This window comes from Glutamicibacter creatinolyticus (assembly GCF_006094275.1).
In the GTDB taxonomy this organism is placed as follows: domain Bacteria; phylum Actinomycetota; class Actinomycetes; order Actinomycetales; family Micrococcaceae; genus Glutamicibacter; species Glutamicibacter creatinolyticus.
Map to the genome: position 1 here is coordinate 991,337 of NZ_CP034412.1, position 25,233 is coordinate 1,016,569.

At 64.6% G+C, this 25,233-nt stretch carries 26 protein-coding genes; 22 read left to right on the forward strand and 4 right to left on the reverse strand.

Going from position 1 to position 25,233, the window contains the following annotated elements; genetic code table 11:
- Positions 1-6 precede the first annotated feature (6 nt).
- Complete coding sequence (locus GcLGCM259_RS04545; RefSeq protein WP_138925914.1) at positions 7-303, reverse strand: formylglycine-generating enzyme family protein; 297 nt, start codon at positions 301-303, stop codon at positions 7-9.
- Here GcLGCM259_RS04545 and GcLGCM259_RS04550 point away from each other — a divergent pair.
- The 11 genes from GcLGCM259_RS04550 to dapF all read left to right on the forward strand — a co-directional run bounded on the left by GcLGCM259_RS04550 (position 302) and on the right by dapF (position 11,603).
- On the forward strand, positions 302-787 hold the full coding sequence (locus GcLGCM259_RS04550; RefSeq protein ID WP_138925915.1) for a hypothetical protein: 486 nt from the start codon (positions 302-304) through the stop codon (positions 785-787). The two genes, GcLGCM259_RS04545 and GcLGCM259_RS04550, sit on opposite strands and share 2 nt — an antisense overlap.
- A 141-nt stretch (positions 788-928) precedes the next feature.
- The gene (locus GcLGCM259_RS04555; protein WP_138925916.1) at positions 929-3,814 is read left to right on the forward strand and encodes an FtsK/SpoIIIE family DNA translocase; all 2,886 of its coding nucleotides are present in this window, start codon (positions 929-931) and stop codon (positions 3,812-3,814) included.
- A gap of 3 nt (positions 3,815-3,817) precedes the next feature.
- Positions 3,818-4,414 (forward strand): CDP-diacylglycerol--glycerol-3-phosphate 3-phosphatidyltransferase, encoded by a 597-nt coding sequence (pgsA, locus tag GcLGCM259_RS04560; protein ID WP_138173218.1) that lies wholly within the window; start codon positions 3,818-3,820, stop codon positions 4,412-4,414.
- 84 nt (positions 4,415-4,498) lie between these two features.
- Positions 4,499-4,996: a CinA family protein gene (locus GcLGCM259_RS04565; protein WP_138173216.1), complete on the forward strand. Its 498-nt coding sequence runs from the start codon at positions 4,499-4,501 to the stop codon at positions 4,994-4,996.
- Positions 4,997-5,189: 193 nt separating this feature from the next.
- Positions 5,190-5,618: a helix-turn-helix domain-containing protein gene (locus GcLGCM259_RS04570; protein ID WP_054821044.1), complete on the forward strand. Its 429-nt coding sequence runs from the start codon at positions 5,190-5,192 to the stop codon at positions 5,616-5,618.
- A 91-nt stretch (positions 5,619-5,709) separates the two neighbouring features.
- A complete protein-coding gene (locus tag GcLGCM259_RS04575; RefSeq protein ID WP_138173214.1) occupies positions 5,710-5,931 on the forward strand; it encodes a DUF3046 domain-containing protein in 222 nt (73 codons plus the stop codon).
- A gap of 215 nt (positions 5,932-6,146) precedes the next feature.
- Positions 6,147-7,199, forward strand: coding sequence for a recombinase RecA (gene recA, locus GcLGCM259_RS04580; RefSeq protein ID WP_138173212.1), 1,053 nt, complete (start codon positions 6,147-6,149; stop codon positions 7,197-7,199).
- A 6-nt stretch (positions 7,200-7,205) separates the two neighbouring features.
- Positions 7,206-8,072 carry a regulatory protein RecX gene (locus GcLGCM259_RS04585; protein WP_246049776.1) on the forward strand — a complete coding sequence of 289 codons (867 nt, stop codon included), beginning with the start codon at positions 7,206-7,208 and terminating at the stop codon, positions 8,070-8,072.
- Positions 8,073-8,267: 195 nt separating this feature from the next.
- A complete protein-coding gene (gene miaB / locus GcLGCM259_RS04590) occupies positions 8,268-9,716 on the forward strand; it encodes a tRNA (N6-isopentenyl adenosine(37)-C2)-methylthiotransferase MiaB (protein WP_246049860.1) in 1,449 nt (482 codons plus the stop codon).
- Between the two features lie 7 nt (positions 9,717-9,723).
- Complete coding sequence (gene miaA, locus GcLGCM259_RS04595) at positions 9,724-10,644, forward strand: tRNA (adenosine(37)-N6)-dimethylallyltransferase MiaA (protein ID WP_138173208.1); 921 nt, start codon at positions 9,724-9,726, stop codon at positions 10,642-10,644.
- A gap of 29 nt (positions 10,645-10,673) precedes the next feature.
- Complete coding sequence (gene dapF / locus GcLGCM259_RS04600) at positions 10,674-11,603, forward strand: diaminopimelate epimerase (protein WP_138173206.1); 930 nt, start codon at positions 10,674-10,676, stop codon at positions 11,601-11,603.
- 64 nt (positions 11,604-11,667) lie between these two features.
- Here the strand turns inward: dapF and GcLGCM259_RS04605 are convergent, their stop codons facing one another.
- Complete coding sequence (locus GcLGCM259_RS04605; protein ID WP_138174301.1) at positions 11,668-12,273, reverse strand: class I SAM-dependent methyltransferase; 606 nt, start codon at positions 12,271-12,273, stop codon at positions 11,668-11,670.
- A gap of 430 nt (positions 12,274-12,703) precedes the next feature.
- On the opposite strand from GcLGCM259_RS04605, the gene hflX reads away from it, so the two are divergent.
- Entirely contained in the window at positions 12,704-14,272 is a 1,569-nt protein-coding gene (hflX, locus tag GcLGCM259_RS04610) for a GTPase HflX (RefSeq protein ID WP_138174303.1), read from the forward strand.
- Positions 14,265-16,256, forward strand: coding sequence for an ATP-dependent DNA helicase (locus GcLGCM259_RS04615; protein ID WP_138174305.1), 1,992 nt, complete (start codon positions 14,265-14,267; stop codon positions 16,254-16,256). The genes hflX and GcLGCM259_RS04615 overlap by 8 nt, the downstream gene beginning before the upstream one ends.
- 25 nt (positions 16,257-16,281) lie before the next feature.
- Here GcLGCM259_RS04615 and GcLGCM259_RS04620 read toward each other — a convergent pair whose 3' ends face one another.
- Positions 16,282-17,265, reverse strand: coding sequence for an NADPH:quinone reductase (locus GcLGCM259_RS04620; RefSeq protein WP_138925917.1), 984 nt, complete (start codon positions 17,263-17,265; stop codon positions 16,282-16,284).
- A 141-nt stretch (positions 17,266-17,406) separates the two neighbouring features.
- On the opposite strand from GcLGCM259_RS04620, the gene GcLGCM259_RS04625 reads away from it, so the two are divergent.
- On the forward strand, positions 17,407-18,480 hold the full coding sequence (locus GcLGCM259_RS04625; protein ID WP_138925918.1) for a glycoside hydrolase family 76 protein: 1,074 nt from the start codon (positions 17,407-17,409) through the stop codon (positions 18,478-18,480).
- Entirely contained in the window at positions 18,477-18,950 is a 474-nt protein-coding gene (locus tag GcLGCM259_RS04630) for an NUDIX domain-containing protein (RefSeq protein ID WP_138925919.1), read from the forward strand. Before GcLGCM259_RS04625 ends, GcLGCM259_RS04630 begins: the two co-directional genes overlap by 4 nt.
- 126 nt (positions 18,951-19,076) lie before the next feature.
- Here GcLGCM259_RS04630 and lexA read toward each other — a convergent pair whose 3' ends face one another.
- Positions 19,077-19,796 (reverse strand): transcriptional repressor LexA, encoded by a 720-nt coding sequence (gene lexA / locus GcLGCM259_RS04635; protein WP_138174313.1) that lies wholly within the window; start codon positions 19,794-19,796, stop codon positions 19,077-19,079.
- 260 nt (positions 19,797-20,056) lie between these two features.
- Here lexA and GcLGCM259_RS04640 point away from each other — a divergent pair, with 260 nt between their 5' ends.
- From GcLGCM259_RS04640 to GcLGCM259_RS15555, 7 genes are all read left to right on the forward strand, one after another.
- On the forward strand, positions 20,057-20,413 hold the full coding sequence (locus GcLGCM259_RS04640) for a LysM peptidoglycan-binding domain-containing protein (RefSeq protein ID WP_175419327.1): 357 nt from the start codon (positions 20,057-20,059) through the stop codon (positions 20,411-20,413).
- A gap of 73 nt (positions 20,414-20,486) precedes the next feature.
- Positions 20,487-21,611, forward strand: coding sequence for a histidinol-phosphate transaminase (locus tag GcLGCM259_RS04645; protein WP_138174317.1), 1,125 nt, complete (start codon positions 20,487-20,489; stop codon positions 21,609-21,611).
- Between the two features lie 12 nt (positions 21,612-21,623).
- The gene (hisB, locus tag GcLGCM259_RS04650; protein WP_138174319.1) at positions 21,624-22,244 is read left to right on the forward strand and encodes an imidazoleglycerol-phosphate dehydratase HisB; all 621 of its coding nucleotides are present in this window, start codon (positions 21,624-21,626) and stop codon (positions 22,242-22,244) included.
- Positions 22,245-22,880: an imidazole glycerol phosphate synthase subunit HisH gene (hisH, locus tag GcLGCM259_RS04655; protein WP_138174321.1), complete on the forward strand. Its 636-nt coding sequence runs from the start codon at positions 22,245-22,247 to the stop codon at positions 22,878-22,880.
- A 2-nt stretch (positions 22,881-22,882) separates the two neighbouring features.
- On the forward strand, positions 22,883-23,032 hold the full coding sequence (locus tag GcLGCM259_RS15235) for a CG2302 family histidine operon protein (protein WP_171021122.1): 150 nt from the start codon (positions 22,883-22,885) through the stop codon (positions 23,030-23,032).
- A 33-nt stretch (positions 23,033-23,065) separates the two neighbouring features.
- Positions 23,066-23,806 carry a bifunctional 1-(5-phosphoribosyl)-5-((5-phosphoribosylamino)methylideneamino)imidazole-4-carboxamide isomerase/phosphoribosylanthranilate isomerase PriA gene (gene priA, locus GcLGCM259_RS04660; RefSeq protein WP_138174323.1) on the forward strand — a complete coding sequence of 247 codons (741 nt, stop codon included), beginning with the start codon at positions 23,066-23,068 and terminating at the stop codon, positions 23,804-23,806.
- Between the two features lie 475 nt (positions 23,807-24,281).
- Positions 24,282-25,220, forward strand: a complete 939-nt coding sequence (locus GcLGCM259_RS15555) for an excalibur calcium-binding domain-containing protein (protein WP_246049777.1) — start codon at positions 24,282-24,284, stop codon at positions 25,218-25,220.
- The last annotated feature ends 13 nt before the right edge of the window (positions 25,221-25,233 follow it).

Below are 25,233 nucleotides of genomic sequence, written 5' to 3' on the forward strand. Positions count from 1 at the left end.
ATGTTGTTAAGCGACAGCGGCATGCCGGTCCAACAACCGGCCCAGCGGGCTGCGAGCCGGTAGGTGGCGGTACATCCAGTAGTCCGCGGTCCACTCCCAGACATTGCCGATCATGTCGAACAGCCCGAATCCGTGTGGCGGGAACAGCCCTACCGAGGTGGTGCCAACCCAGAGTGAATCATTCCTAGCAGTGTCTGTGCAGCACCTTGGGAAATGCTTCGGGCTGACTTCTTCGGACGACAACCCGGCGGCGAACAGGTCTCCGTGTGGAAAGCGATCCTGAAGTTCATAGGATGTGTCCATGAAACATCTTGCTGCCGAACCTGTCGGGCGGCTCTTTCGCTACCAGTTGGTGGTGGGTGTGCTGATCGGCGCGCTGCTGGGCGCCATTCTCGGCGCCTATTTGATGCTGCCCGCAATAGAGCAGGGGATGGCCGCCTCCGTAGCCTCGGTGGTGGTGGGCCTGGCGTATGGGGGAGTGTTCGGGGTCCTGCTTGCCGCGGCGCCGATTCTCGGTGCAGCCCTGCTGCTGAGCTTCGTCGAAAAACGCCGCCCCGGAAGCAGCGGGTGGCGCCAGGCCCGTCTTTCGGCCATGGGCGCGGGACTGGGGGCGGTCCTGCCGGGACTGTATTGGGGTGCAGGAGCCCTGACGGTGAACGACGGGGTTTGGCCGGTGCTGGTTGCCGCGATGTTTGTTGTCTTGAGCATGCTCGTAGCGTGGGTGGCCACCTGCGGAATCCTGAAATACCTGCCGCGACGTGACGCGGTACAGACCCATGGCCCGTGAGTGCTGTCATGGCCCTGGCCGTGGAAGAGCAGGTCTTGCAGGTGTGCGGTGGGGGCGCTGTGACGATCATCCAGCACAGGGTTACGGGCCTGTTCCGTGTAAATTCGGGTGGCGCACAAATTGGGGCGATACCCTAGTTATATGGCTCCACGTACCCAATCAAAGGGCGCGAAGACCTCCTCCACGCGCAAACCGCGGGGAGCGAGTGCCGCGTCCAAGAAGAAGACTCCCGAGAATCCAGAGAATGAGCTGGCGCTGCCGCTGCGCGCCATCCTCGGTTTCTGGATGGGCATTGCCCGGGTGGTTGGCGGCGCGTTCCGCAAGATCGGGCGCAACGTCCGCCCGGACTATGAGGTGCGCCGTGACGGTACGGGACTGTTCCTGACCCTGATCGCGATCCTGGTCGCCATCGTCGAATGGTGGGGACTGCGCGATGTGGGATGGTTTGGCCGCGGCGTGCACGCGGTCGCCGGTGGTTCGCTGGGCTTCATGGCCGTCATGCTGCCCCCGATCCTGCTGATCGGCGCCGCCCGGCTCTTCCGTTACCCGCAGAACGATGCGGCGAACAACCGCATCGGCATCGGCCTGCTGGTGATGACCCTATCCGGGGCCGCGGTGGCGAACCTGGCCGCCGGCGCCCCGGCGGTGTCCTCCGACTTTGAGACCCTGTGGACCAGCGGCGGGATGAGCGGAGCCATCCTCGGGCCTCCGCTGGCGTCCCTGATCACGGTCCCCGGAGCCATGGCCGTGTTCATCTTCCTGCTGTTCATGTCGCTGCTGATTGTCACCGCCACTCCCATCACCCAGATCCCCACGCGGATCCGTGGAGGCTACAACCGGCTGCTCGGCCAGGACCCGAACGCCCCGCGCACCGCGGTGGCCCCGAAGGTCAGCGACCTGGACCCGCACGCTGAGGAGCACGACCAGTCGTACCTGTATGGGGAACCCGAGCCCGCCCCGGCCCCCAAGAAGAAGAAGTCCTCGTTCTTCAAGCCCAAGGCCAAGAAGGCCACCGAAGTCTACGACGTGGACGGGGAAGTGGAGCACGAGCGCGTCGGGGACGTGGCCTACGACAAGGCGGTCATCGACGATGCCGCCACCGTCTCCCTGGACCAGATCCCCGAACTGCACGGCGAAGCCGGCCTGGACGCCGAACCGGCGACCGAGGCGATCAGCCACCCGGCCCCGGATACCCCGCCGCCGGGAGTCAAGCGACCCACCAAGGCCGAGGCCGAGATGGCGGCCATCATGAACCAGGTGGGCCTGGGCAAGGACGAACCGGAGGCGGCTACCGATGCGATGAGCACCGTGGCGCTGGACCGCACCAAGCCGGCCCCGCCGCTGAGCCCCATCCCGCAGCGCACCGAACAGCTGCAGCTCTCCGGCGACGTGACCTACACGCTGCCCTCCAACGACTACCTGCCTGCCGGCCCGCCGGCCAAGGAACACTCCGAGGCCAACGACGCGGTGGTCGCGGCGCTGACCAACACGCTCACCCAGTTCAAGGTGGACGCCCAGGTCACCGGGTTCTCCCGCGGCCCGACGGTCACCCGCTACGAGATCGAACTCTCCCCGGGCACCAAGGTGGAGAAGGTCACCGCCCTGTCCAAGAACATCTCCTACGCGGTCGCCTCCTCCGATGTGCGCATCCTGTCCCCAATCCCGGGCAAGAGCGCGATCGGCATCGAGATCCCGAACACCGACAAGGAAATCGTGGCGCTGGGCGACGTGCTGCGCAGCCACAACGCCAAGAAGTCCGCCCACCCGATGGTGATGGGCGTGGGCAAGGACGTCGAGGGCGGCTTCGTGGTCGCCAACCTGGCCAAGATGCCGCACCTGCTGGTCGCCGGTGCCACCGGTGCCGGTAAGTCCTCGTTCGTGAACTCCATGATCACCTCGATCCTGATGCGCGCCACCCCGGATGAGGTGCGCATGGTGATGGTTGACCCCAAGCGCGTGGAACTGACCGCCTATGAGGGCGTGCCGCACCTGATCACCCCGATCATCACCAACCCGAAGAAGGCCGCCGAGGCGCTGGCCTGGGTGGTGCGGGAAATGGACACCCGCTACGACGATCTGGCGAACTTCGGGTTCAAGCACATCGATGACTTCAACAAGGCGGTGCGCGCGGGCAAGGTGCAGGTCCCGGCCGGATCCGAGCGCGTGCTCAAGCCCTACCCGTACCTGCTGGTGATCGTCGACGAGCTCGCCGACCTGATGATGGTGGCCCCACGCGACGTCGAAGACGCGATCGTGCGCATCACCCAGCTGGCCCGTGCCGCCGGCATCCACCTGGTGCTGGCCACCCAGCGCCCCTCGGTGGACGTGGTCACCGGCCTGATCAAGGCGAACGTGCCCTCCCGCATGGCCTTTGCCACCTCTTCGGTCACCGACTCGCGCGTGGTGCTGGACCAGCCCGGCGCGGAGAAGCTGCTGGGCCAGGGTGACGCACTGTTCCTGCCCATGGGCTCCTCCAAGCCGATGCGCGTGCAGGGCGCCTGGGTCACCGAGTCGGAGATCCAGCGCGTGGTCAAGCACGTCAAGGAGCAGCTGCAGCCCGAATACCGCGACGACGTGGTGCCCACGGCCGAGAAGAAGAAGATCGACGAGGACATTGGAGACGACCTGGAGCTGCTGCTGCAGGCCACCGAATTGGTGGTCACCAGCCAGTTCGGCTCCACCTCGATGCTGCAGCGCAAGCTGCGCGTGGGCTTCGCCAAGGCCGGACGCCTGATGGACCTGATGGAATCGCGCGGCGTGGTCGGCCCCTCGGAGGGCTCCAAGGCCCGCGACGTGCTGGTCAAGCCGGACGACCTGCCGGCGGTGCTCGCCGCCATGCGCGGAGACGAGGCGGCCAGCCACCAGGCCACCGCCGCCGAGCAGGCGCTGGTGGACGAGGCCAACGTGAACCACGCTGGCCCGGTTGACGAGGTGGCCGCGGACCTGGACAGCCGGGAGGCCGCGGTGGACTACTACGACGGTGACGACCAATCGGGCGAGGACGCCTGGAACCTGACAGGACGGTAATTGATGACCAACCCCTCCAGCGGTGAAGCCCCGGTTCCCACGCTGAACATCGCCAATGTGCTCACCACGGTGCGCATCATCATGGTGCCCTTCTTCGTCTGGGCGCTGCTGGCCGACAACTCCACCCAGGGGGTGTGGCGCTGGGTGGCGGTGGCGATCTTCGCCGTGGCCATGTACACCGACAAGCTGGACGGGGACCTGGCCCGCAGCCGCGGGCTGATCACCAACTTCGGCAAGATCGCCGACCCGATCGCGGACAAGCTGCTCACCGGCTCCGCGCTGGTGGTCTTCTCCATCATCGGCGAACTGCCCTGGTGGGTGACGATCGTGATCCTGGTGCGTGAGTGGGGGATCACCCTGCTGCGCTTCGCCGTCATCCGTTACGGGGTGATCGCGGCGGACATGGGCGGGAAGGTCAAGACCGTGCTGCAGACCGTGGCCATCATCCTCTACCTGCTGCCGTTCACCCACACCATTGACTGGTTGGGCACCACCGCCTGGATCATCATGCTGCTCACCGTCGCGGTGACCGTGCTGACCGGACTGGACTACGTCGTGAAGGCGGCGAAGCTGCGCTCAAACGCGCGCCGGACCCAGTAGGCGGCCAAGGGATACGGCCAGGCCCACCGCCGCCGGCCGACCAAGGATTAGAACATGTAGGACACGTGGAGGGAAGGCAGGAGCATGCATACGGAACTAGCAACTCGGGTCGTTGAGCTGGCCAGGGCCACGGGGCGGCAGATCGCCACGGCCGAATCGCTGACCGCCGGCATGATCAGCGCCACCCTCGCCTCGGTGCCCGGCTCCTCGGCCGTGCTGCAGGGCGGGGTGGTCTCCTATTCCTCCAAGGTCAAGGCCTCACTGTTGGATGTGCCGGCCGAGCTGCTCTCCACCCACGGCTCGGTGGACCCGGAGGTCGCGCGGCTGATGGCCGTCGGCGCCCGGCAGGCGTGCGGCGCCGATGTGGCGGTGTCGGCCACGGGCGTTGCCGGGCCGGCCGCGCACGACGGCAAGGCCGTGGGCACCGTCTACATCGGCTGGGCCACCGCCACGCAGGCCGGGTCGGTGCTCCACCACTTCGTCGGCAGCCGGCAACGGATCCGGGAGCAGAGCACCACGGCCGCGCTGCAACAGCTAGTTGCCATGCTCGGCCAAGAAAATTCACAGGCTGGCTCGAAATAATTAGAAGCGGCAACACATATCGCAACAGTTCCCGTTAATTGGCTGGTGATGTGGCGTTCGTCGCAAAGTATTGATTAGGGTAAGGGTACCGGGAACAAAAGACCCGGTGGCACCGTTGAAACAGACAACGGCCGAGGGTATCTCGGCCGGGTCTCAGACCCGAATTTAGGACCCAGGAGCAAAGGCAACACACATGGTTAAGCAACCCGTCACAGTCAATGGAGTTGTCCGTTGGCGCGACATGGGCCAACCAGCTGAGGTCCAGCACGAGAAGGAGGAGCACAAAATGGTAGTACTCCGTCACGAAATCGGTGATGTCCTACGCGACGTCCGTCAGCGTCAGGGCCGCACTCTACGCGAGGTCTCCCATAGTGCCCGTGTGTCCCTCGGCTACCTTTCGGAAGTCGAACGCGGTCAGAAGGAGGCTTCCAGCGAACTGCTGTCCTCGATCTGCATCGCCCTGGAGGTGCCACTGTCACTGATGCTGCGTGAGGTTTCCGAACGCATCGCACTGGCTGAAGGCATCACCATCCCGGACACCATCCCCTCCGAGCTGTCCAGCGAATTCGCCACCGATCTTCCGGAGCGTTTCAACAAGCCGCTGGCTTCGGCATCCAACTAATCAACATCCCGGCATTTCAAACTTCTAAAACACCGGCAGGACCTTCGCCTTGGGCGGGGGTCCTGCCGGTATTTCGTGGGAGAATATCTACGTGCGATTAAGCGATTTTTGGCGAAACATGGAGCATGAGTTCGGTCCCCGGTACTCCCGGGTGCTGGCCGGCTCGTTGGCGCTCACCGAGCTGGGCAGTCTGAACGCCTCCCAGGCGCTGGAGCGCGGAATCGACCCGAAAACAGTGTGGGAAGCGGTCTGCCGCATACAGGAAGTGCCGACGGACCGTTGGCTGGGCCCGGACATCGAAATCAAGGAATAAACTTCCCGGCGTGTTCGAAGGCAGAAGCTTTGATTTCGAACACGTGTTCGGATACCGTTGTTTTCGTACACACGCGCAAGCGCAGAAAAACACAAAACTTCTCCACACTTGGCGTCATCGAGTCCAAAGTGTCGGAGCGCAGTCCTACTGTGGAGAGCAGTAAGACAAATATCGATAGGCATACCCAGGTAGCCACGACGACTTAAAGGTGAACCATGGCAGCAAAAAATGATCGGGAAAAGGCGCTCGAATCAGTCCTCGGCCAGATTGACAAGCAATTCGGCAAGGGCTCGGTCATGCGTTTGGGCGATGACACTCGCGCGCCCATCGAAGCCATTCCCACCGGTTCGGTCGCCTTGGACGTGGCCCTGGGCATTGGCGGACTGCCGCGCGGACGCGTGGTGGAGGTCTACGGCCCGGAATCCTCGGGTAAGACCACTGTGGCCCTGCACGCCGTAGCCAGCGCGCAGCGGGCCGGCGGCATCGCGGCGTTCATCGACGCCGAGCACGCCCTGGATCCCGAATACGCCAAGAAGCTGGGCGTGGACACCGACGCCCTGCTGGTCTCCCAGCCGGACACCGGTGAGCAGGCCCTGGAAATCATGGACATGCTGGTCGGCTCCGGCGCCCTGGACATCATCGTCATCGACTCGGTGGCCGCCCTGGTGCCGCGGGCTGAAATCGAAGGCGAAATGGGCGACAGCCACGTGGGTCTGCAGGCACGCCTGATGTCCCAAGCGCTGCGCAAGATCACCGGTCGCCTTTCCGCCTCGAAGACGACCGCCATCTTCATCAACCAGCTGCGTGAAAAGATCGGTGTGTTCTTCGGCAGCCCGGAAACCACCACCGGTGGTAAGGCGCTGAAGTTCTACGCCTCGGTGCGCATGGACATCCGCCGCATTGAGACGCTGAAGGAAGGCGCCAACCCGGTCGGCAACCGTACCCGCGTGAAGATCGTGAAGAACAAGATGGCCCCGCCGTTCAAGCAGGCCGAGTTCGACATCCTCTACGGTGTGGGTATTTCCCGTGAAGGCAGCCTCATCGACATGGGCGTGGAGCACGGGCTGGTCAAGAAGTCCGGTGCCTGGTTCACCTATGACGGCGACCAGCTGGGGCAGGGCAAGGAGAACGCCCGCCGCTTCCTGCGCGACAACCCGGACCTGGCCAACGAGCTGGAACTGCAGATCAAGCAGAAGCTGGGCATTGTGGAAATGCCAGAGGCCGAGGGCGAGGACACCGAAGGCCTGCGCGTCGTCGAAGGCGAGTAAGTAGCAGTGCCCCCACGCAAGAAACGCGGCGCCGTACCCGGAAACTCTTCCGGGTACGGCGCCGAGCGCGTATCCGATGAGTTCTTCGGTGACCCGCAGGAGATGCCCGACTGGGCCAGACCCGACCCCGACGAGCAGGACGTAGACGACGATTCTGTTGCGGCGGATGCCTCCGCAGGCACACCTTCCACCGCGACGTCCGGTCCACTCGCGTCCGCGCAAGTGGCTGGTGCGGAGGACGGGTCGCCAGCCACGGTGGAGGAGCTGCGTGCCTCCATGGAGCGGATCATGCAATCACCCGCTCCGCCGCGGAAGGCCGAAAAAAAGAAGCGCTCCGCCAAGCGCCTGTCCACGGCACAGCGGGAAACCGAAGAACCCGAAGAACTCAGCGATGACCAATGGCGGGAGAAGGCGCGCGCCATCCTGCTGCGCCAGCTGACCGCCAGCGACAAGTCCGCGAAGCAGCTGAAGGACAAGCTGCTGGACAAGGAGTGTCCCGAGGCCATCGCCGATGAGGTCATCGAACGCTTCATCGAGGTTGACCTGGTGGATGACCAAAAGTTCGCCGACGCCTGGGTCCGCGCCCGCACCCGAACCCGGGGGCTGGCTCGCCAGGCGCTGAAGCATGAACTGCGGTCCAAGGGAGTCGATGACGAAATCACCCAGATGGCCCTGGAACAAGTGGATGACGCGGACGAGGAAGAGCGGGCCCGCGAATTGGCCCGGACCAAACTCCGTCCGGCATCCATGGGGGTAGACCGCGCAAAGGCACTGCGCCGACTGGTTGGGATGCTAGGGCGCAAGGGCTACAACGGATCCATGGCCTTCCGCGTCGCGCGTGAGGAATGGGACGCCCGCTTCGGCGAACACTAGGGCCAACGCGCGGATACGCAGCCGCGGCCCCCGACGGCTACCGACGTCTTAGCCGGCGCTCAGAACAGCCAAGGCTAAGATGTCCAGACCGGTAAGATTCGGTAACCTTGAATGGTGACTGAGCAAGCAACCCTGACCCCGATTGACGACGAAAACCTGCCCCGCACCTATGAGGTGCGCACTTTCGGTTGTCAGATGAACGTGCACGATTCCGAGCGGCTCTCCGGCCTGCTCGAAGATGCCGGGTTGAGCCGCAAACCCGACGAGCAGGTCGATGACGTGGCCGACGTGATCGTCTTCAACACCTGTGCCGTGCGCGAAAACGCGGACAACAAGCTCTACGGCAACCTGGGACGCCTGGCCCCGCTGAAACGCGAACGCCCGAATATGCAGATCGCCGTCGGCGGCTGCCTGGCCCAGAAGGACCGGGACACCATCCTGAAGAAGGCGCCTTGGGTGGACGTGGTTTTCGGAACCCACAACATCGGCTCACTGCCGACCCTGCTGGCTCGCTCACGCCATAACAAGAAGGCCGAGCTGGAGATCCTGGAGACCCTGGACGTCTTCCCCTCCACATTGCCCACCCGCCGCGAATCCGTGTATGCCGGATGGGTGTCAATCTCCGTGGGATGCAACAACACCTGCACCTTCTGCATTGTTCCCTCCCTGCGCGGCAAGGAGCGCGACCGCCGTCCCGGGGAGATCCTGGCAGAAATCAAGGCCCTGGTCGCCGACGGCGCCATCGAGGTGACCCTGCTGGGCCAGAACGTGAACTCCTACGGTGTCGAGTTCGGGGACCGGCTGGCCTTCGGCAAGCTGCTGCGCGCCTGCGGTGAGATCGAGGGCCTGGAACGCGTGCGCTTCACCAGCCCGCACCCGGCCGCGTTCACCGATGACGTCATCGAGGCCATGGCCGAAACCCCGAACGTCATGCCCCAGCTGCACATGCCGCTGCAGTCGGGTTCGGACAAGGTGCTGAAGGACATGCGCCGCTCGTACCGCTCCAAGAAATTCCTGGGCATCCTGGACAAGGTGCGCGAGCGGATCCCGCACGCGGCGATCACCACCGACATCATCGTCGGTTTCCCCGGTGAAACCGAAGAGGATTTCCAGGCCACCCTGGACGTGGTCGAAGCCTCCCGGTTCTCCTCCGCGTTCACCTTCCAGTACTCGCCGCGCCCGGGCACCCCTGCGGCCACCATGGAGGAGCAGCTGCCCAAGGCCGTGGTCCAGGAACGCTTCGAACGTTTGACCGCGTTGCAGGACCGCATCGCCAAGGAAGAGAACGCCAAGCAACTGGGCCGCACCGTGGAGGTACTGGTCACCGAACAGTCTGGGCGCAAGTCCGAGGAAACTCACCGTCTGGCCGGGCGTTCCCAGGACCAGCGTCTGGTGCACTTCTCGGTGCCCGAAGGTGCCCAGAGCCCGCGCCCGGGCGACTTGGTGACCCTGCCGATCACCGAGGCCGCCGCATTCCACCTGATCTCCGACCCCAGCCTGGAACAGTACTCGCTGCGCCGTTCGCGGGCCGGGGACGCATGGGACCGCGCTCAGGCCGAAAGCTGCGGGGTGCCGGCCTCCGGCGGCAACAGCACCCCGGGCAAGACCAGCCTGGGCATGCCCACCCTGATGGTGCGCAAGTAGCCGGGACGTGGATGCAGCATACCTGCCGGTGATCGCGGTCGTCGGGCCCACCGGCACCGGAAAATCGGATCTGGCGATCGCCCTGGCCCAACAGCTGGGCGGGGAGATCGTCAACTCCGACGCCCTGCAGTTCTACCGTGGGATGGACATCGGCACCGCCAAGCTGCCACTGGGGGGGCGCGGCGGCATCGAACACCACCTGATGGACATCATGGACATCACCGAGGAGGCATCGGTGGCCCGTTTCCAGGAACAGGCGCGCATCTGCTTTGAGCAGATCCGTTCCCGCGGCCGGGTGCCGGTCATGGTCGGCGGCTCCGGGCTCTATGTGCGTGCGGCACTGGATGTCATCGACTTCCCGCCCACTGATCCGCAGGTGCGCCGGCGTCTGGAAGAGCAGGTGGATCACGAAGGTGAAGCGCCGCTGCGCGCGCACCTGGCCGCGGTGGACCCGGTTTCGGCGGCTCGGAACCTGGACCTGCGCCGCGCCATCCGCGCCGTGGAGGTCCATGAGATCTCCGGGCGTGCGTTCAGCTCCTATATGCCCCAACGCCAGTACTTCCAGCCGGCCATCCAAATCGGGTTGAACCTGGACCGGCCGGCACTGCATGAACGTCTGGCCGCCCGGGTGCATCACATGGATGCACAGGGCCTGGAAGATGAGGTGCGTGGCCTGCTTGATCGGGGGCTGCGTAAGGGGAAAACCGCGTCCCGGGCCATCGGCTACCAGCAGTACATTGACCTGATCGATGGGAAGCTCACCCGCGAGCAGGCCATCGACGCCACCATTGTGGCCACGCGCAAGTTCGCCCGTCGCCAGATTACCTGGTTTTCGGCAGATGACCGGGTTACTTGGCTGGACCCCACCGAGGATGGAACCATAGAGCGGGCGCTGGAACTTGTCTCCAGCGACGCCGCCGCGCACTAGCGAAACCACCGCCAGCAAAGGACACCCCCATGGCTCATGCACTTGATCAGCTCACCGGCCTGTCCTATGCCAAGGGCCACGCCACCGGCAACGACTTCGTGCTTATTTCCGATCCCCAGGACCAGCTGGTGCTGCAGGCCGAGCACGTGGCCGCGCTGGCCGACCGGCACTTCGGGCTCGGCGGTGACGGGGTCATACGTGCCGTGCCCACCGCAGCGGTGGAGGAGTACGCCTACCAGGTGGAGGCGCAGCCCGACGCATACTGGTTCATGGACTACCGCAACGCCGACGGGTCCATCGCGGAAATGTGCGGCAACGGGGTGCGCCTGTTCGTGCATTTCCTGATCCAGGAGCAGCTGGTGGACCTGCCGGTGGGCAGCACCCTACAGATTGGCAGCCGTGCCGGGGTGAAGCAGGTGACCCGGCTGGAGGACGGGTATGCGGTCAACCTGGGTCCCTGGGGGCTGATCCATTCCGAACAGGCCAACGACAACGCGCTGGACAGCCTGGTGCGAGCCCACGGCTGGGAGCAGGGGCGCCCGGCCTTGTCCATCACCATGGGCAATCCGCACGCCGTGGTGGCCCTGGCCGAGATGCAGGAGCTCTCGGCCCTGGATCTGAGCGTCGCGCCCGCGGTGGATCCGGTGCCCGAACACGGGACGAACGTGGAATTCGTGGTGCCGGCCGAGCCGTTGGTCTCCGAAGGGATTGGGGCCGTGACCATGCGGGTTCACGAGCGCGGGGTCGGGGAGACGCTCTCGTGCGGCACCGGAGCCTGTGCCGCAGCGGCGGCGGTCCGCTATTGGGCCGGTTCGACCACGGTAATCGATGACTGGGTGGTGAACATCCCCGGCGGACAAGTGGGGGTGGCTTTCCGCAAGAACGAGGATGGCACCGACGATGTCATCCTCAGCGGCCCAGCGGTCCTGGTCGGGCGCGGAGTATTGACCCGCGACTAGGCAGGCAGCGCTTCGTGCTGGCCAAGGCCAGCCACCTTCGAACGGCGCTTGGCCCGGGCACGGATTAGTTCGGCCGGGTGACCTTCAGGATGCGGAAGCCCTTGGAGCTGGTCTCGCGGGTGATGCTCCAGTCCGTTGGCAGCTGCCCCACCAGCCACTTCTGCAGTGAATCGCTGCCCAGGTTCTTTTGGACCACCATCCACGCTTCACCGCCCGGAGCCAGCCGGGGCAGCCACTTCAGCAGCAGCTCGTGCAGCGCGTCCTTGCCGATGCGGATCGGCGGGTTGGACCAGATGGTGTCGAATTGCAGGTCATCCTCGAGCCCGTCGGGGTCGCTGATGGTCAGGTTCTCCAGTCCAAGCGCCTGGGCGTTGAGCCGGGCCAAGTCGATGGAGCGCTCATTGACCTCAACCCCGTAAACCTTCGAATCCGGGTTCTGCAGTGCCGCGGTCATGGCGACCGGACCCCAGCCACAGCCGATGTCCAGGACGGTGCCGCGTGGGGCCGGCACGTGCTCCAAGAGCACCGCGGTGCCCTTGTCCAGCCCGGTGGGGGAGAAGGTCCCCGAAGCGGTTTGCACCTGGTACTTCTGGCCGTTGAGCTCGACCGTGATGGTGCGCCGTTCATCGGCGGACGCGGGTGTGGCGCTGAAGTAGTGATCCGAGCTCATACACCGAAGATTATCCCGGAGTGTTCACGGCCAACAAACGATGTGCGCTACGCAATATCGCCAGGACCGGGCAACTGGTAGAATTTCTGGCATGATCCTGATTTTCGTCTAACACCGTCAGCACGGTAACCCGCGAATCCCGCTAACAGCCCGGGCATATTTCTGATGCCCCCAGCGTTGAGATTCCATGGACGACATCAGGGTTTTTCTCTTTGGACTGCTTCCCTTCCTTGCCCAGCTCTCAAGGTGAAGTGTTTGCCAGGGATCTTAATTTCCCTTGTTCCAGCGTGTTGCCGATTCGAATCATTAATCAGCAGCGAACAGCGCAAGGAAGACAACCATGTCGAATCACATCGAACGTCCCCGTGGCCAATCGCCAACCGGGGGCAGCGAGCACTATTCTGGAATGTACAGCACTTCAAAGGGGAACATGACCAATACCGAGTCCAACGAGAACAACTCGCCGATGGATGACGAGCAGATCCAGGCCGCCATCGACCGGATCCTGGCTGCCGACAAGCAGCAGACGCCGACCACGCACCGGTTCGCCGCCGAGGACGAAGAGGACATCTTCGCCAACCGCGCCACCGCCCTGGACAGTTTCGTCCAGGAGCACACCGAATACGACGGCTTCCAGGAAGATCTGGCCGATCGTCGCGCGCTGCGCCGCGTAGCCGGGTTGTCCACCGAACTCGAAGACGTCACCGAAGTTGAAAATCGCCAGCTGCGCCTGGAACGCGTGGTGCTGGCCGGGGTCTGGTCCGAAGGGACCGCCCAGGAGGCCGAGAACTCGCTGCGCGAACTGGCCGCGCTGGCCGAAACCGCCGGTTCGGAAGTCCTGGACGGGGTCGTGCAGCGTCGCCTGAAGGTCGACCCGAATACCTACCTGGGATCGGGCAAGGCCGAGGAGCTGCGCGGCATCGTCGCCGACACCGGGGCGGATACCGTGATCGTGGACGCGGAGATCGCGCCCTCCCAGCGCCGTGCGCTGGAGGACATCGTTAAGGTCAAGGTCATTGACCGCACCGCACTGATCCTGGACATCTTCGCCCAACACGCCAAGTCCCGCGAGGGCAAGGCCCAGGTGGAACTGGCACAGCTGGAGTACCTGCTGCCGCGCCTGCGCGGTTGGGGCGAGTCGATGTCCCGCCAGGCCGGTGGCCGGGTTGGCGCCGCCGGCGGCGGCATCGGTTCGCGCGGTCCTGGTGAAACCAAGATCGAAATGGACCGCCGGCGCATTCGCGACCGGATGGCCAAGCTGCGCCGCGAGATCAAGGGCATGAAGCCGGCCCGCGAGGCCAAGCGCGCCAACCGCAGGCGCAACGAGGTCCCCTCCGTGGCGATCGCCGGGTACACCAACGCCGGCAAGTCCTCGCTGCTCAACCGGCTGACCAACGCCGGGGTGCTGGTGGAGAACGCATTGTTCGCCACCCTGGATCCCACCGTGCGCCAGGCGGCCACCGAGGACGGGTTGACCTACACACTGGCGGACACGGTTGGTTTTGTCTCCAACCTGCCCACCCAGCTGGTGGAGGCGTTCCGCTCCACGCTGGAGGAGATCGCCGACTCGGATCTGATCCTGCACGTGGTGGATGCCTCCCACCCGGATCCCGAAGGCCAGATCGCCGCGGTGCGCAAGGTGCTCACCGAGGTGGAGGCCATGCACATCCCGGAGATCATCGTGCTGAACAAGGCCGACGTGGCCGACCCGTACGTCATCGAACGGGTGCGCAACCGCGAATCAAACTCGGTGGTGGTCTCGGCCTACACCGGGCAGGGCATCGACGAGCTGCTTGCCAAGATCAGCTCCTCGATCCCGCGGCCGGACATCCAGCTTGAAGTGCTCATCCCGTATGAGCGCGGGGACCTGGTGGCCAAGCTGCACCAGGCCGAAGCCGAGATCCTGGACAGCGAGCACCAGGAATCGGGCACCCGCATGATCGTCAAGGTCCGCAAGTCGCTGGCTGCGGAGTTGGAGCAGTACAACATTCATGGATAAGCAGAAGCAGGCGTTGGACCTGTTGGAGACCGCCGTGTCCTCCATGGGCGGCCAAAGCCGCACCGGGCAGCAGGAAATGGTGCGCCAGGTGGTGCGCGCCCTGGAGGAGGACGAGCACCTGCTGGTGCAGGCCGGCACCGGTACGGGCAAGTCGATGGGGTACCTGATTCCGGCCCTGGCCTACGCCCAGACCTCGGCCAAGCCGGTGATCGTCTCCACCGCCACCCTGGCGCTGCAGTCCCAGATTGTGGGCCGCGATGTCCCACGCCTGCTTAACGCCCTGAAGGGCAAGCTTTCGCGTCCCATGGACGTCTCCCTGCTCAAGGGCCGGGCCAACTACCTGTGCCAGTACAAGCTCGGCGGCGGGTACCCGGATGACGAGGGCACGCTGTTCGCCATGGACGAGGCCCCGGCCGCCGGCCAGGTCTTCTCCCCGCTGGCAACCGAGGTCATGAAGCTGCGCGAGTGGGCCGAGGAAACCGAGACCGGGGACCGGGACGAACTGGTGCCCGGGGTCTCGGACAAGGCCTGGCGCCAGGTCTCGGTTTCCGCCATGGAATGCCTGGGCTCCCAAAAGTGCCCGATGGCCGATGAATGCTTCTCCGAGATGGCCCGGGCCCGGGCCGCCGAGGCCGACGTGGTGATCACCAACCACGCATTGCTGGCGGTGTCCGCGTTCGAGGGGCTCTCGGTGCTGCCGGACTTCGATGTGGCGATCATCGATGAGGCCCACGAACTGCAGGACCGGGTCACTTCCTCGGTGGCCAGCGCGTTGTCTCCGCGCACCGTGCTCACCGCCGCCGGGTCGATGAAGCGCCACTGCGCGGTCAACGTCGATGAAATGGTCAACGCCGCCAACCGGCTGGACAAGGCGCTGTCCGGGCAGGCCACTGGCCTGCTGGAACGCGGCCTGGACGAGGCCAGCGGGATTGCACTGAACGACATCGCCGAACAGGCCCGGGTCATCCTGTCCCTGACCAAGCCCGAAGCCGGGGATCCGGTGGACGGTGGCCGGCAGACGGCCCGCTCGCAGATGCAGGCGGTGCTCGATGACTCGCTGCGGATGCTGGAGCACGAGGAACGCCGCGAGGTGATTTGGACGTCACGGCCGCGTGAGTTCGTTGAGGGCCGTGGCTATGTGGAGGCCGATGAATCCACCCCCGCCACCCTGAACGTGGCGCCGCTGTCGGTGGCCGGCAAATTGCGCGAGGGCCTGTTTGACGGGCGCACGGTCGTGCTCACCAGCGCCACCCTGGCCATCGGCGCCCAGTTCGACTCCGTCGCCGGGGCGCTGGGCCTGATGGGGGAGGGCGCCCCCTCCTGGCAGGGCGTGGACGTGGGCAGTCCGTTCAACTACCCCAAGCAGGGGATCCTGTACGTGGCCAAGCACCTGCCCAAGCCCGGGCGGCAGCTCAGCGCCGAAACCCTGGATGAGATCGAGGATCTGATCGAGGCCTCCGGGGGAGGGGCGCTGGTGCTGTTCACCTCGAAGCGCTCGGCCGAGGAGGCGGCGGCGATCCTGCGCCCGAAGCTGGACGTGCCGATCCTGTGCCAGGGGGAGGCGAGCATGAAATCCCTGGTCGCCGACTTCAGCGCCGACCGGGATGCGTGCCTGTTCGGCACCATGACCCTGTGGCAGGGGGTGGACGTGCCGGGGGACGCCTGCCGGCTGGTGATCATCGACAAGATCCCGTTCCCGCGCCCCGATGACCCGATCTCCAAGGCCCGCACCCAGGACATCGCCCGCCACGGCGGCAACGGATTCATGCAGGTCTCCGCCGCCCACGCTGCGGTGCGCCTGGCCCAGGGGGCCGGACGCCTGATCCGGTCGATCAACGACAAGGGCGTGGTGGCGGTGCTGGATTCCCGGATGGCCACTGCACGCTACGGCGGCTACCTGAAGAGCTCGCTGCCGCCGATGTGGCCCACTCCGGACAAGAAGGTCATCCTCGGGGTGCTCAAACGGCTGAACCCGAACAAGTAGCCGGGGCCGGCCGCCCCCGCCCGGGTCAGCCGCGCAGGCGCACCAGAACCTTTCCATGAAGCCCACCGGCCTCCACCAGCCGGTGGGCTTCGCCAGCCTGCTCCAAGGGCAATTCGCGATCCACCCGGTACTTCAGCTCCCTCGTGGCCAGCAACTCATTCAGCGCGGCGGCCGCCGCAGAAAGTTCCTCGGCTCTCGCGTTCGAGACGGCGAAACCCTTCACGCTCACATCCCGGGTGTAGAGCGCACCGACCGGAATGCTGGCCTCGGCCTGCAGGCCCGCGGAAATCAACACGGTGCCCCGGTTGGCCAGCGCCGGGATAAGCTGGGCCAGCTGCTGGTGACCCGACGTGTCCCACCAGATCGCGGCACCTTCGGGCACATGGGAGGCCACCGCTTCGATGAGGTCGGGCCGGGCATAGTCCAGCACGGTGTCAGCCCCCAAATCCCTGACCCAGGAATGATCCGCCGGGGCGGCGCTGGCAATCACCCGGGCGCCCCGGGCGCAGGCAAACTGCACGGCTGCACTGCCCACGGCACCGGCCGCCCCACCAATGAACACCGACTGCCCGGCGGCCAGCGGTGCGCTGCGCCCCAGCCCCAGCCACGCGGTGGTCATGGCATGGGACAGCGCCACCACGCCGCGCAAATCCGCCACGTTCTGCGGGAGCGTGAAAAGCCGTGCGGCCGGCACCACGCAGAATTCGGCAAAGGACCCCTGCCGCCTGTCATACCCCAACGAGTTTGACCAGACCCGGTCCCCGACGCTGAACCCGGTGACCGACTCGCCCACGGCCTCGACCGTGCCGGCCACATCCCGACCGAGGATGAACGGGGAGGGAAGCTCGGTGGCGTACGCGCCGGAACGCACAAAGGTGTCCACATGGTTCACGCAGGAGAACTCGGCGCGCACCAACACCTCGTCCGGTTTGGGTGTGGGAATCGGAACCTCACGCACCGCAATGGCTTCAGCCGGACCGGGAACATCGATAACCGCCGCATGCATCATGTCTCCAGCATGCTCCCGCGGCCGGCGCCAAGCCAAGTACGGCGGCCAATGCGCGCGCTGGGCGGGAAACGTAGACTCGTCACAGAACACCGCCGCACCCGGTGGTTGCCCGCCGACCCCTGTCAGGTAGAGGAGCAGTGCATGACCCACAGCTGGACCGCGCTGGCCGACAACGCTGCCCGTGATGTCAACGACCGTTTCGGGCACCGGCTCATGGGGCTGCCCGGCACCTGGATCGGAGCGTTGCGGGCACCGGTTCCCACCCCTAAGGCGCCGGCAGCCCGTGGGCGCCGGATCCGAGGGGACGCCCCATGGTCTGAATGGCACTACTGGTGGCAGGCCCACTACCTGGACGCGATCGTGGACATGGGGTGTCACTATGCGCGGGCCGGCGCACCCGAGGCAGCCAAGGCCGAGGTGCGCCGCGGGCTGCGGCTGCTGCGCGGGATCAAGATCCGCAACTTCGGGGTGTTCCCGAACTATTTCTTTGATGACATGGCCTGGCTGGCGCTCTCCAGCCACCGGCTGAACGCGCTGTGCCTGGAACTGCACCAGCAACCGGCAAAACTTGCCCAGTCGGCGGTGGACTCGCTGACCCGCCAACTGCGCAGCGGTCAGGATTCGGTGCTTGGCGGCGGCCTGTACTGGTCACGCAAACGCGCGTTCAAGAACGTGCCGGTCAACGGCCCCGCGGCCCTACACTTCGCCCGCATCGGGGACCGGAAAACCGCTGGCGCGCTGGTCGACTGGATGCGAGAGAAGCTCTTCGACCCCACCCTGGGCCTCTACCTGGATGGGATCTATCTGGTTAACGCCGGGCATCGGCTCGAAGGACAGATCTACACCTACAACCAGGGCCCAATCCTTGGGGCCTGGCTGGAGCTCGGGGACGAACGGTACCTGCGCCAGGCCGCCGACCTCATCGACGCGGTGGACCGTGGGCTCACCGTTCCACAGCAGGGGCTGCGCCTGGAACAGGGCGGGGATGGGAGCCTATTCACCGGAATCCTCTGCCGCTACCTGGCGCTGGCCGCTACGGATCACCGACTGCCGCAGCAGGCGCGGCAAACCGCCGCGCGGCTCGTTTCCGATACCGCCGCCACCGTCCTGGACAAGCAGACGGCTCAGCTCTCGGAAGCCGTGCAGCGCTGGAGCATCCTCTCGGCCGCAGCGGTCGTCACGCAGAGCACCGACCTGAAACGAAGGACCTCATGAGCCTTCCACCGCAGGACTTGCCTCCGGCACGCAGCGGACTCATCGCAGTGAGTTACGTGATCTTTCGCCAAGCCGACGCCGTGCTGCTGCAACAGCGGCGAGGCACTGGTTTCCTGGACGGGTACTGGGGCGCTGCCGCCGCCGGGCATCTGGAGAATGGGGAAAACGCAGTAGCGGCAGCCATTCGAGAAGCTGGCGAGGAGCTGGGTGTACTGGTCTGCCAAGAACATCTTCACCCCCTGACGGTGCTGCAGCGCCCGGCTGCGGTCAAGGATCAGCCCGGCCGCGTCGACTTCTTTTTCGAATGCCGCACCTGGCAGGGCACACCCGAGATCCAGGAGCCGGACAAGGCCGTGGATCTTCGCTGGTTCGGGCTCGATGACCTGCCAATCCCCGTGGTGCCCCACGAAAAGGTGGTCCTTGAACAACTGCGCCTGCCACTGCCGGCCTTCACCTGCCTCGTCCCCTAGCGGACGTTTTCCGGATGAATTGATTCCCGGCTTGGGTGGGAGCGTCGAGCAGAGCCAAAACAAAATCCCGGTGTGCCGCGTTTGGTAACGCGAAACACCGGGACTGTGCCGAAGGTGGCAGGAAGGCTAGAGCGAACGCATCACCGAAACAACGCGGCCCATGATGGTGGCGCTGTCGCCCAGGATCGGTTCGTAGCGCGAGTTCTGCGGAAGCAGCCAGGTGTGGCCATCACGCTGGCGGAAGGTCTTGACGGTGGCTTCCTCATCCAGCAGGGCGGCAACAATGTCGCCGTTGTCGGCGGTCTGCTGACGGCGCACCACCACCCAGTCGCCGTCGCAAATGGCGGCATCCACCATGGAGTCGCCCGAAACCCGCAACATGAACAGCTCACCGTGGCCCACGAGCTGACGCGGCAGGGAGAAGACATCCTCGACGCTCTGCTCAGCTAGGATCGGACCACCGGCGGCAATACGTCCAACCAGTGGCACCATCGTGGTGTCCGCCGAGGTGCTCAGCTCAATGACCTTGGTCTCATCGGCCGGCTCCGGCTGGGCGGCCGGTTCCTTGGAAGCGGATTCAGACTCGTCGTTCAGCTGCAGCGGAAGCAGAATTTCCATGGCGCGGGGGCGGCGCGGGTCCCGCCGGATATAGCCGAGCTTCTCCAGCTGACCCAACTGGTGGGTTACCGAGGAGAGGCTGGCCAACCCGACCGAGTCGCCAATCTCACGCATCGAGGGCGGGTAGCCGTTGTTCCCGATGGCCCGCTGGATGGTTTCCAGGATCTTCTTCTGGCGGATGGTCAGCGACCGAGCATTGGCACGCGGAGTGCGTTGTGATGCTGACATGTAATTTCTGCCTTCCCTAACGATTGCGAGTCATGGCCGAGCGGTCAAACTGTCGGTGCTGACTGTTGTGATGTCCTCATGCTCGATTTACTTCGAAATCCTAGTGGATTTCGAAGCCTCTTTCAAAGATTTGTTCGAACTATCTAGACAAGTGTCGCCGAGCTCTGTTAGAAAAGATGTACTAGATCCGAACATATCTTCGAATGAGATGTTCGAACATTAGAAACTCGCATCACGCTCGTCCTGAGAGGAGATCGGCCATGGCCACTACGGCACTGGATAAAGATCAAAGCACCACACGCATGCGAATCCGCCTGACCCGACGCGGCTGGGTTGTGTTGATCGGGGTTCCGGTCTTCCTGCTGGCCCTGGCGGCAACTTTCCTGCTGACCACGTTCTCCAACTCCGTAATGGCCTCCGACCAGGAGCCAGCAGGCGTTGAAACGGTGGAGGTGACCGTCATTCCCGGGGACACCCTGTGGGACTTGGCCAGCGAATACGCGCAAGGCTACAACCAGGAAGATGCCATTCGCTACATCGGCGAAATGAACTCGCTGCATGGCGGCGTGCTGCAGGCCGGACAAACCCTGCAGATTCCGGTCCTGGACCAGCAGTAGCCCGCGGTTCATTGTTACCGCCTGGAGCGTCACTGATTCACTGCCAGCGGCCGCCCCAGCTTAGAATTACCGTGTGAAAGACCGCAGTGAACTGTTAAGTCAACTGCCCTTGCGTGAGAATCTCCGCGGGCTCTCTCCCTACGGCGCGCCGCAAATCGACGTGCCCATCCAGTTGAACGTCAACGAAAACACCCATCCACTGCCGCCGGCCGTGGTCGAGGCAATTGCACAAGAAGTGGCCAAGGCCGCCACCACCCTCAACCGCTACCCGGACCGCGAATTCACCGAACTGCGTGAACTGCTCGCCGACTACCTGGGGCATGAACTGCGTGCCGAGAACATCTGGGCGGCGAACGGCTCGAACGAAATCCTGCAGCAAATCCTCCAGGCCTTCGGTGGACCGGGACGCAGCGTCATGAGCTTCGTACCCACGTACTCCATGTACCCGCTGCTGGCCAGCGGCACCGACACCGCCTTCATCGCCGGAACCCGTGCCGCGGACTTCACGCTCAGCGCCGAATCGGCGGCCAGCCAGGTGCGCGAACACCGCCCGAACATCGTGATCCTCTGCTCACCCAACAACCCCACGGGTACCGCCCTGGGGCTGGATGTCATCCAAGCCGTCTACGAGGCGGCCAGCGAGAACAACGCGATCGTGATCGTCGATGAGGCCTACGCCGAGTTCGCGTTGGCCGGAACCAAGTCCGCGCTGGGCCTGCTGCCCGGCCGCCAGCGCCTGATCGTCACCCGGACCATGTCCAAGGCGTTTGCGCTGGCCGGGGCACGCCTTGGCTATCTGGCCGCGGCCCCTGAAGTCAGTGACGCCATCCGGTTGGTGCGTCTGCCCTACCACCTCTCGGCGGTCACCCAGGCCACCGCGATCGCGGCACTGAAAAACGTGGACGCGCTGCTGGCCGAGGTCGAACAGATCAAGACCCAGCGTGACCGGATCGTCACCCGGTTGACCGAACTGGGCCTGCAGCCCTCGGTCAGCGATTCGAACTTCGTGTTCTTCGGCGGGCTGCAGGATCCGGAAGCGATTTGGCAGGGCCTGCTCGAGGCAGGGATCATTGTGCGTAACAACGGGATCCCTGGCACCCTGCGCGTCACCGCCGGCACCGAGGCGGAAACCACCGCCTTCCTCGACCGGCTCAGCGAGCTGCTCGAACCGGCGCACCAGCAAACTGCCAGAAGCTAGCGAAGGAAGAAGATGTCTGCCGAATCCCTGGGCGGCCGCAAAGCCCGCATGGAACGCGTGACCAGCGAATCGTCCGTGTTCGTCGAACTTGACCTGGACGGCACCGGCAAGTCCGAGATCAGCACCTCCGTGCCGTTCTTCGACCACATGCTCACCGCACTGTCCAAGCACTCGCTGATCGACCTGACCGTGCGCGCCACCGGCGACACCCACATCGACGTGCACCACACCGTGGAGGACACCGCCATCACCATTGGCGAGGTGCTGCGCACCGCCCTGGGCAACAAGGCCGGCATCCGCCGGTTCGGCACCGCCTACGCGCCGTTGGACGAGGCCCTGGCCCGCGCCGTCGTGGACATCTCCGGGCGGCCCTACCTGGTGCACGGCGGGGAGCCGGCCGGCCAGGAATACCACCTGATCGGAGGGCACTTCACCGGGTCGATGACGCGCCACGTCTTCGAGTCGCTGACCTTCCACGCCCAGATCTGCGCCCACATCGAGGTACTCTCCGGGCGCGACCCACACCACATCGTTGAAGCGCAGTTCAAGGCCCTGGCACGGGCGCTGCGCGAAGCGGTGGAAACCGACCCCCGCATGGGGGACCAAATCCCGTCCACGAAGGGTGCGCTGTAGGTGGGAAGTAAAAACGTAGTCGTCCTGGACTACGGGTCCGGCAATGTCCGCTCTGCGGTACGCGCCCTGGAGGCGGCCGGAGCCAACGTGGAGTTGACCGCCAACTCCACCGCGATCCTGGAAGCCGATGGCCTGGTGGTCCCCGGGGTGGGGGCCTACGCCTCGGTGATGCAACAGCTCAAGGCCATTGACGCGCCGCGCTGGATCGGACGCCGGGTTGCCGGCGGCCGACCGGTGCTGGGCATCTGCGTTGGCCACCAGGTCTTCTTCGATGAGGGCGTGGAACACGGGGTGCGCAGCCAGGGACTGGGCGAATGGCCCGGCGTCGTGGAGCGCCTGGAAGCCGAAGTGATCCCACACATGGGCTGGAACACCGTCCAGGTTTCCGAGGGCAGCCGATTGTTCGAGGGGATCGAACAGGAGCGGTTCTACTTCGTGCACTCCTACGGCGTGCGCCACTGGGAGTTTGACATCACCCAGCCGGCGATGAGCGCCCCCAAGGTCACCTGGAGCACCCACGGCACCCCGTTCGTCGCCGCCGTGGAAAACGGACCGCTCTCCGCGGTCCAGTTCCACCCCGAGAAATCCGGCACGGCGGGCAACCGCCTGCTGCGCAACTGGTTGGAGACCCTCTAAACATGTGGACCGTTGTCTTGTTGGGAGTCGGAGCCTTCCTGGCCGGGGGAGCGATCTCCCTGAAAAGCCAGAAAGCCCACATCTCCTGGATCATCGCCTGCTGGGCGCTGGCCGCCATGGCAGTCATTGCCGGGTGGGTCCTGACCCTGTAGCGCCCTACGCCACCGCAGAACACAAAGGAAACAATGAGCGAGCAAACACACCTGGAACTGCTTCCCGCCGTCGACATCGCCAACGGGCAGGCCGTACGCCTGGTCCAGGGCGAAGCCGGCTCCGAGACCGGCTACGGCGATCCGCTGGAAGCCGCATTGGCCTGGCAGAACGACGGCGCCGAATGGCTGCATCTGGTGGACCTGGACGCCGCCTTTGACCGCGGACACAACACCGACATTGTCCAGCGCATCGCCCAGGAACTGCAGATCAAGGTGGAGCTCTCCGGCGGCATCCGCGATGACGCCTCACTGGAGCGGGCCCTGGAATTCGGCGCCACCCGAGTGAACCTGGGCACCGCCGCCCTGGAGAACCCCGAATGGACCGCCAAGGCCATTGAGCGCTTTGGCGACAAGATCGCCGTCGGCCTGGACGTGCGCGGCACCACCCTGGCCGGTCGCGGCTGGACCAAGGAAGGCGGGGACCTGTGGGAGGTGCTCGCCCGGCTGGAGGACGCCGGCTGCCCGCGCTACGTGGTCACCGACGTCACCAAGGACGGCACCCTGCGCGGCCCGAACGTGAAACTGCTGCTGGAAATGTGCGCCAAGACCGACAAGCCGATCGTGGCCTCCGGCGGCATCTCCTCCCTGGATGACCTGCGCGCGCTGCGCGAACTGGTTCCCGAGGGCGTCGAAGGCGCCATCATGGGCAAGGCGCTGTACGCCGGTCGCTTCACCCTGCAGGACGCCCTGGAAGTCGCGGCCGGACGGGCTTAGCTAAGTCGGGTGCAACTGATTAGTTGAATTATGGGTCTCGTGAACACGGAAAGTGTTCGCGGGACCCATACGCCGTTGAAAGACGACTGTCGAGCGACTCCATCCAGCCGTGGTCGGGGTGATCACTGCTGCGCTGACAGGTTCGCGTGCGGGATCAGAGATTCAATTTGACGGACCGTGTCCGGGAGCCCCCCCGCGGGTCTAACGCGTCAATCCAAACATAATCTCCGGGCCTTTCTCACGGCTGTCTGGAGCCTTTGCTCACTCACTAACAACGCCGCCCGTCGTACTGGTTTACTTCTCACGATGACGTGGCATTAGGTGAGCCGACGGCTGAGGTGGAACCTTGAACTGCTGAAGACCCCCGGCTTCTTTTGTTATCAAAATGTCACAATTTTTTAGCTAAACAAATTTGCTTTAAACGCGAACTCATCCAAGACTATTGTTGTATCTTTCACTGTCTGGGGGGGACATCATGAGCACCAATTTTCCGGGGACTCCACCGAGCCCAAAAATGACGAAAACTAATCGAAAACTTTTGCTAGCGCTGGTCCTTTTAGGGTTGCTGCTACTTCTGATATTCCTGCCGGAAGTGGTCCTGCTCCTTGCCTTGTTAGGAGTGGTGCTCGGCGCGATTGCGATCTTTGTCGGCCGCATTCCCTGGGTTGCTCGGTCGAATCGCAAAATGGCTGCCAAGGGCACCGGTATTCTCGCCGGGTTGGTTATCGTCGCCGCGGGCATTATCGGTATTCAGAATCCGGTGCCAGCACCCGAACCCAATGCAGCGCCCGCCGTTCAGCAGAATGATTCTGCAAGCCCGGAACCTGCAGTTGCAACCGAGTCCTCCACTCCGACACCGGCCCCAGTGCTGGATGACTATGTAGGGGACCTTTGCGACGGCGACGACTTAGTGATGGAACAAGGCCACGAGCAACTGTACTGTGACAAGGACGCGAACGGAGCGCTTGTCTGGGTAACCGCTAATGAGCACGAGAAGTTGCTTCTTGCTGAAAAGAAGGCGGCAGACGAGGCTAAGGTCAAGAAGGCAGCAGAGGCTGAGGCCAAGAAGGCGGCCGAGGCGAAGAAAGCCGCCGAAGAGAAGGCTGAACAGGAAAAAGCTGCACTAGAAAAGGCCAAGAAAGAAAAAGCTGCCGCCGCGAAGGCGGCCCAGGAAAAGGCCGCTGCTGAAAAAGCTGCAGCCCAGAAGAAGGCGAAGCAAGAAGCCGAGAAGAAAAAGGTGCGAAAGCCCGCAAGTACACCGAAACCTGCGGCACCGAAACCAGCTCCTAATACTAGCCGTTACTTCAAAAACTGCACTGAAGCACGTAATGCTGGCGCAGCGCCCGTTTATAGGGGCGAACCGGGCTATGGCAAACATCTGGATCGTGACGGTGACGGAGTCGGGTGCGAGTAGAGATAAGACTACT

Bases quoted from the DNA above. Each gene is read 5' to 3' on its own strand.
- GcLGCM259_RS04550 (WP_138925915.1), top strand. From the start codon at position 302: ATGAAACATCTTGCTGCCGAACCTGTCGGGCGGCTCTTTCGCTACCAG.
- GcLGCM259_RS04545 (WP_138925914.1), bottom strand. From the start codon at position 303: ATGGACACATCCTATGAACTTCAGGATCGCTTTCCACACGGAGACCTG.
- GcLGCM259_RS04555 (WP_138925916.1), top strand. From the start codon at position 929: ATGGCTCCACGTACCCAATCAAAGGGCGCGAAGACCTCCTCCACGCGC.
- pgsA (WP_138173218.1), top strand. From the start codon at position 3,818: ATGACCAACCCCTCCAGCGGTGAAGCCCCGGTTCCCACGCTGAACATC.
- GcLGCM259_RS04565 (WP_138173216.1), top strand. From the start codon at position 4,499: ATGCATACGGAACTAGCAACTCGGGTCGTTGAGCTGGCCAGGGCCACG.
- GcLGCM259_RS04570 (WP_054821044.1), top strand. From the start codon at position 5,190: ATGGTTAAGCAACCCGTCACAGTCAATGGAGTTGTCCGTTGGCGCGAC.
- recA (WP_138173212.1), top strand. From the start codon at position 6,147: ATGGCAGCAAAAAATGATCGGGAAAAGGCGCTCGAATCAGTCCTCGGC.
- miaB (WP_246049860.1), top strand. From the start codon at position 8,268: ATGAACGTGCACGATTCCGAGCGGCTCTCCGGCCTGCTCGAAGATGCC.
- dapF (WP_138173206.1), top strand. From the start codon at position 10,674: ATGGCTCATGCACTTGATCAGCTCACCGGCCTGTCCTATGCCAAGGGC.
- GcLGCM259_RS04605 (WP_138174301.1), bottom strand. From the start codon at position 12,273: ATGAGCTCGGATCACTACTTCAGCGCCACACCCGCGTCCGCCGATGAA.
- hflX (WP_138174303.1), top strand. From the start codon at position 12,704: ATGACCAATACCGAGTCCAACGAGAACAACTCGCCGATGGATGACGAG.
- GcLGCM259_RS04615 (WP_138174305.1), top strand. From the start codon at position 14,265: ATGGATAAGCAGAAGCAGGCGTTGGACCTGTTGGAGACCGCCGTGTCC.
- GcLGCM259_RS04620 (WP_138925917.1), bottom strand. From the start codon at position 17,265: ATGATGCATGCGGCGGTTATCGATGTTCCCGGTCCGGCTGAAGCCATT.
- GcLGCM259_RS04625 (WP_138925918.1), top strand. From the start codon at position 17,407: ATGACCCACAGCTGGACCGCGCTGGCCGACAACGCTGCCCGTGATGTC.
- GcLGCM259_RS04630 (WP_138925919.1), top strand. From the start codon at position 18,477: ATGAGCCTTCCACCGCAGGACTTGCCTCCGGCACGCAGCGGACTCATC.
- lexA (WP_138174313.1), bottom strand. From the start codon at position 19,796: ATGTCAGCATCACAACGCACTCCGCGTGCCAATGCTCGGTCGCTGACC.
- GcLGCM259_RS04640 (WP_175419327.1), top strand. From the start codon at position 20,057: ATGGCCACTACGGCACTGGATAAAGATCAAAGCACCACACGCATGCGA.
- hisB (WP_138174319.1), top strand. From the start codon at position 21,624: ATGTCTGCCGAATCCCTGGGCGGCCGCAAAGCCCGCATGGAACGCGTG.
- GcLGCM259_RS15235 (WP_171021122.1), top strand. From the start codon at position 22,883: ATGTGGACCGTTGTCTTGTTGGGAGTCGGAGCCTTCCTGGCCGGGGGA.
- priA (WP_138174323.1), top strand. From the start codon at position 23,066: ATGAGCGAGCAAACACACCTGGAACTGCTTCCCGCCGTCGACATCGCC.
- GcLGCM259_RS15555 (WP_246049777.1), top strand. From the start codon at position 24,282: ATGAGCACCAATTTTCCGGGGACTCCACCGAGCCCAAAAATGACGAAA.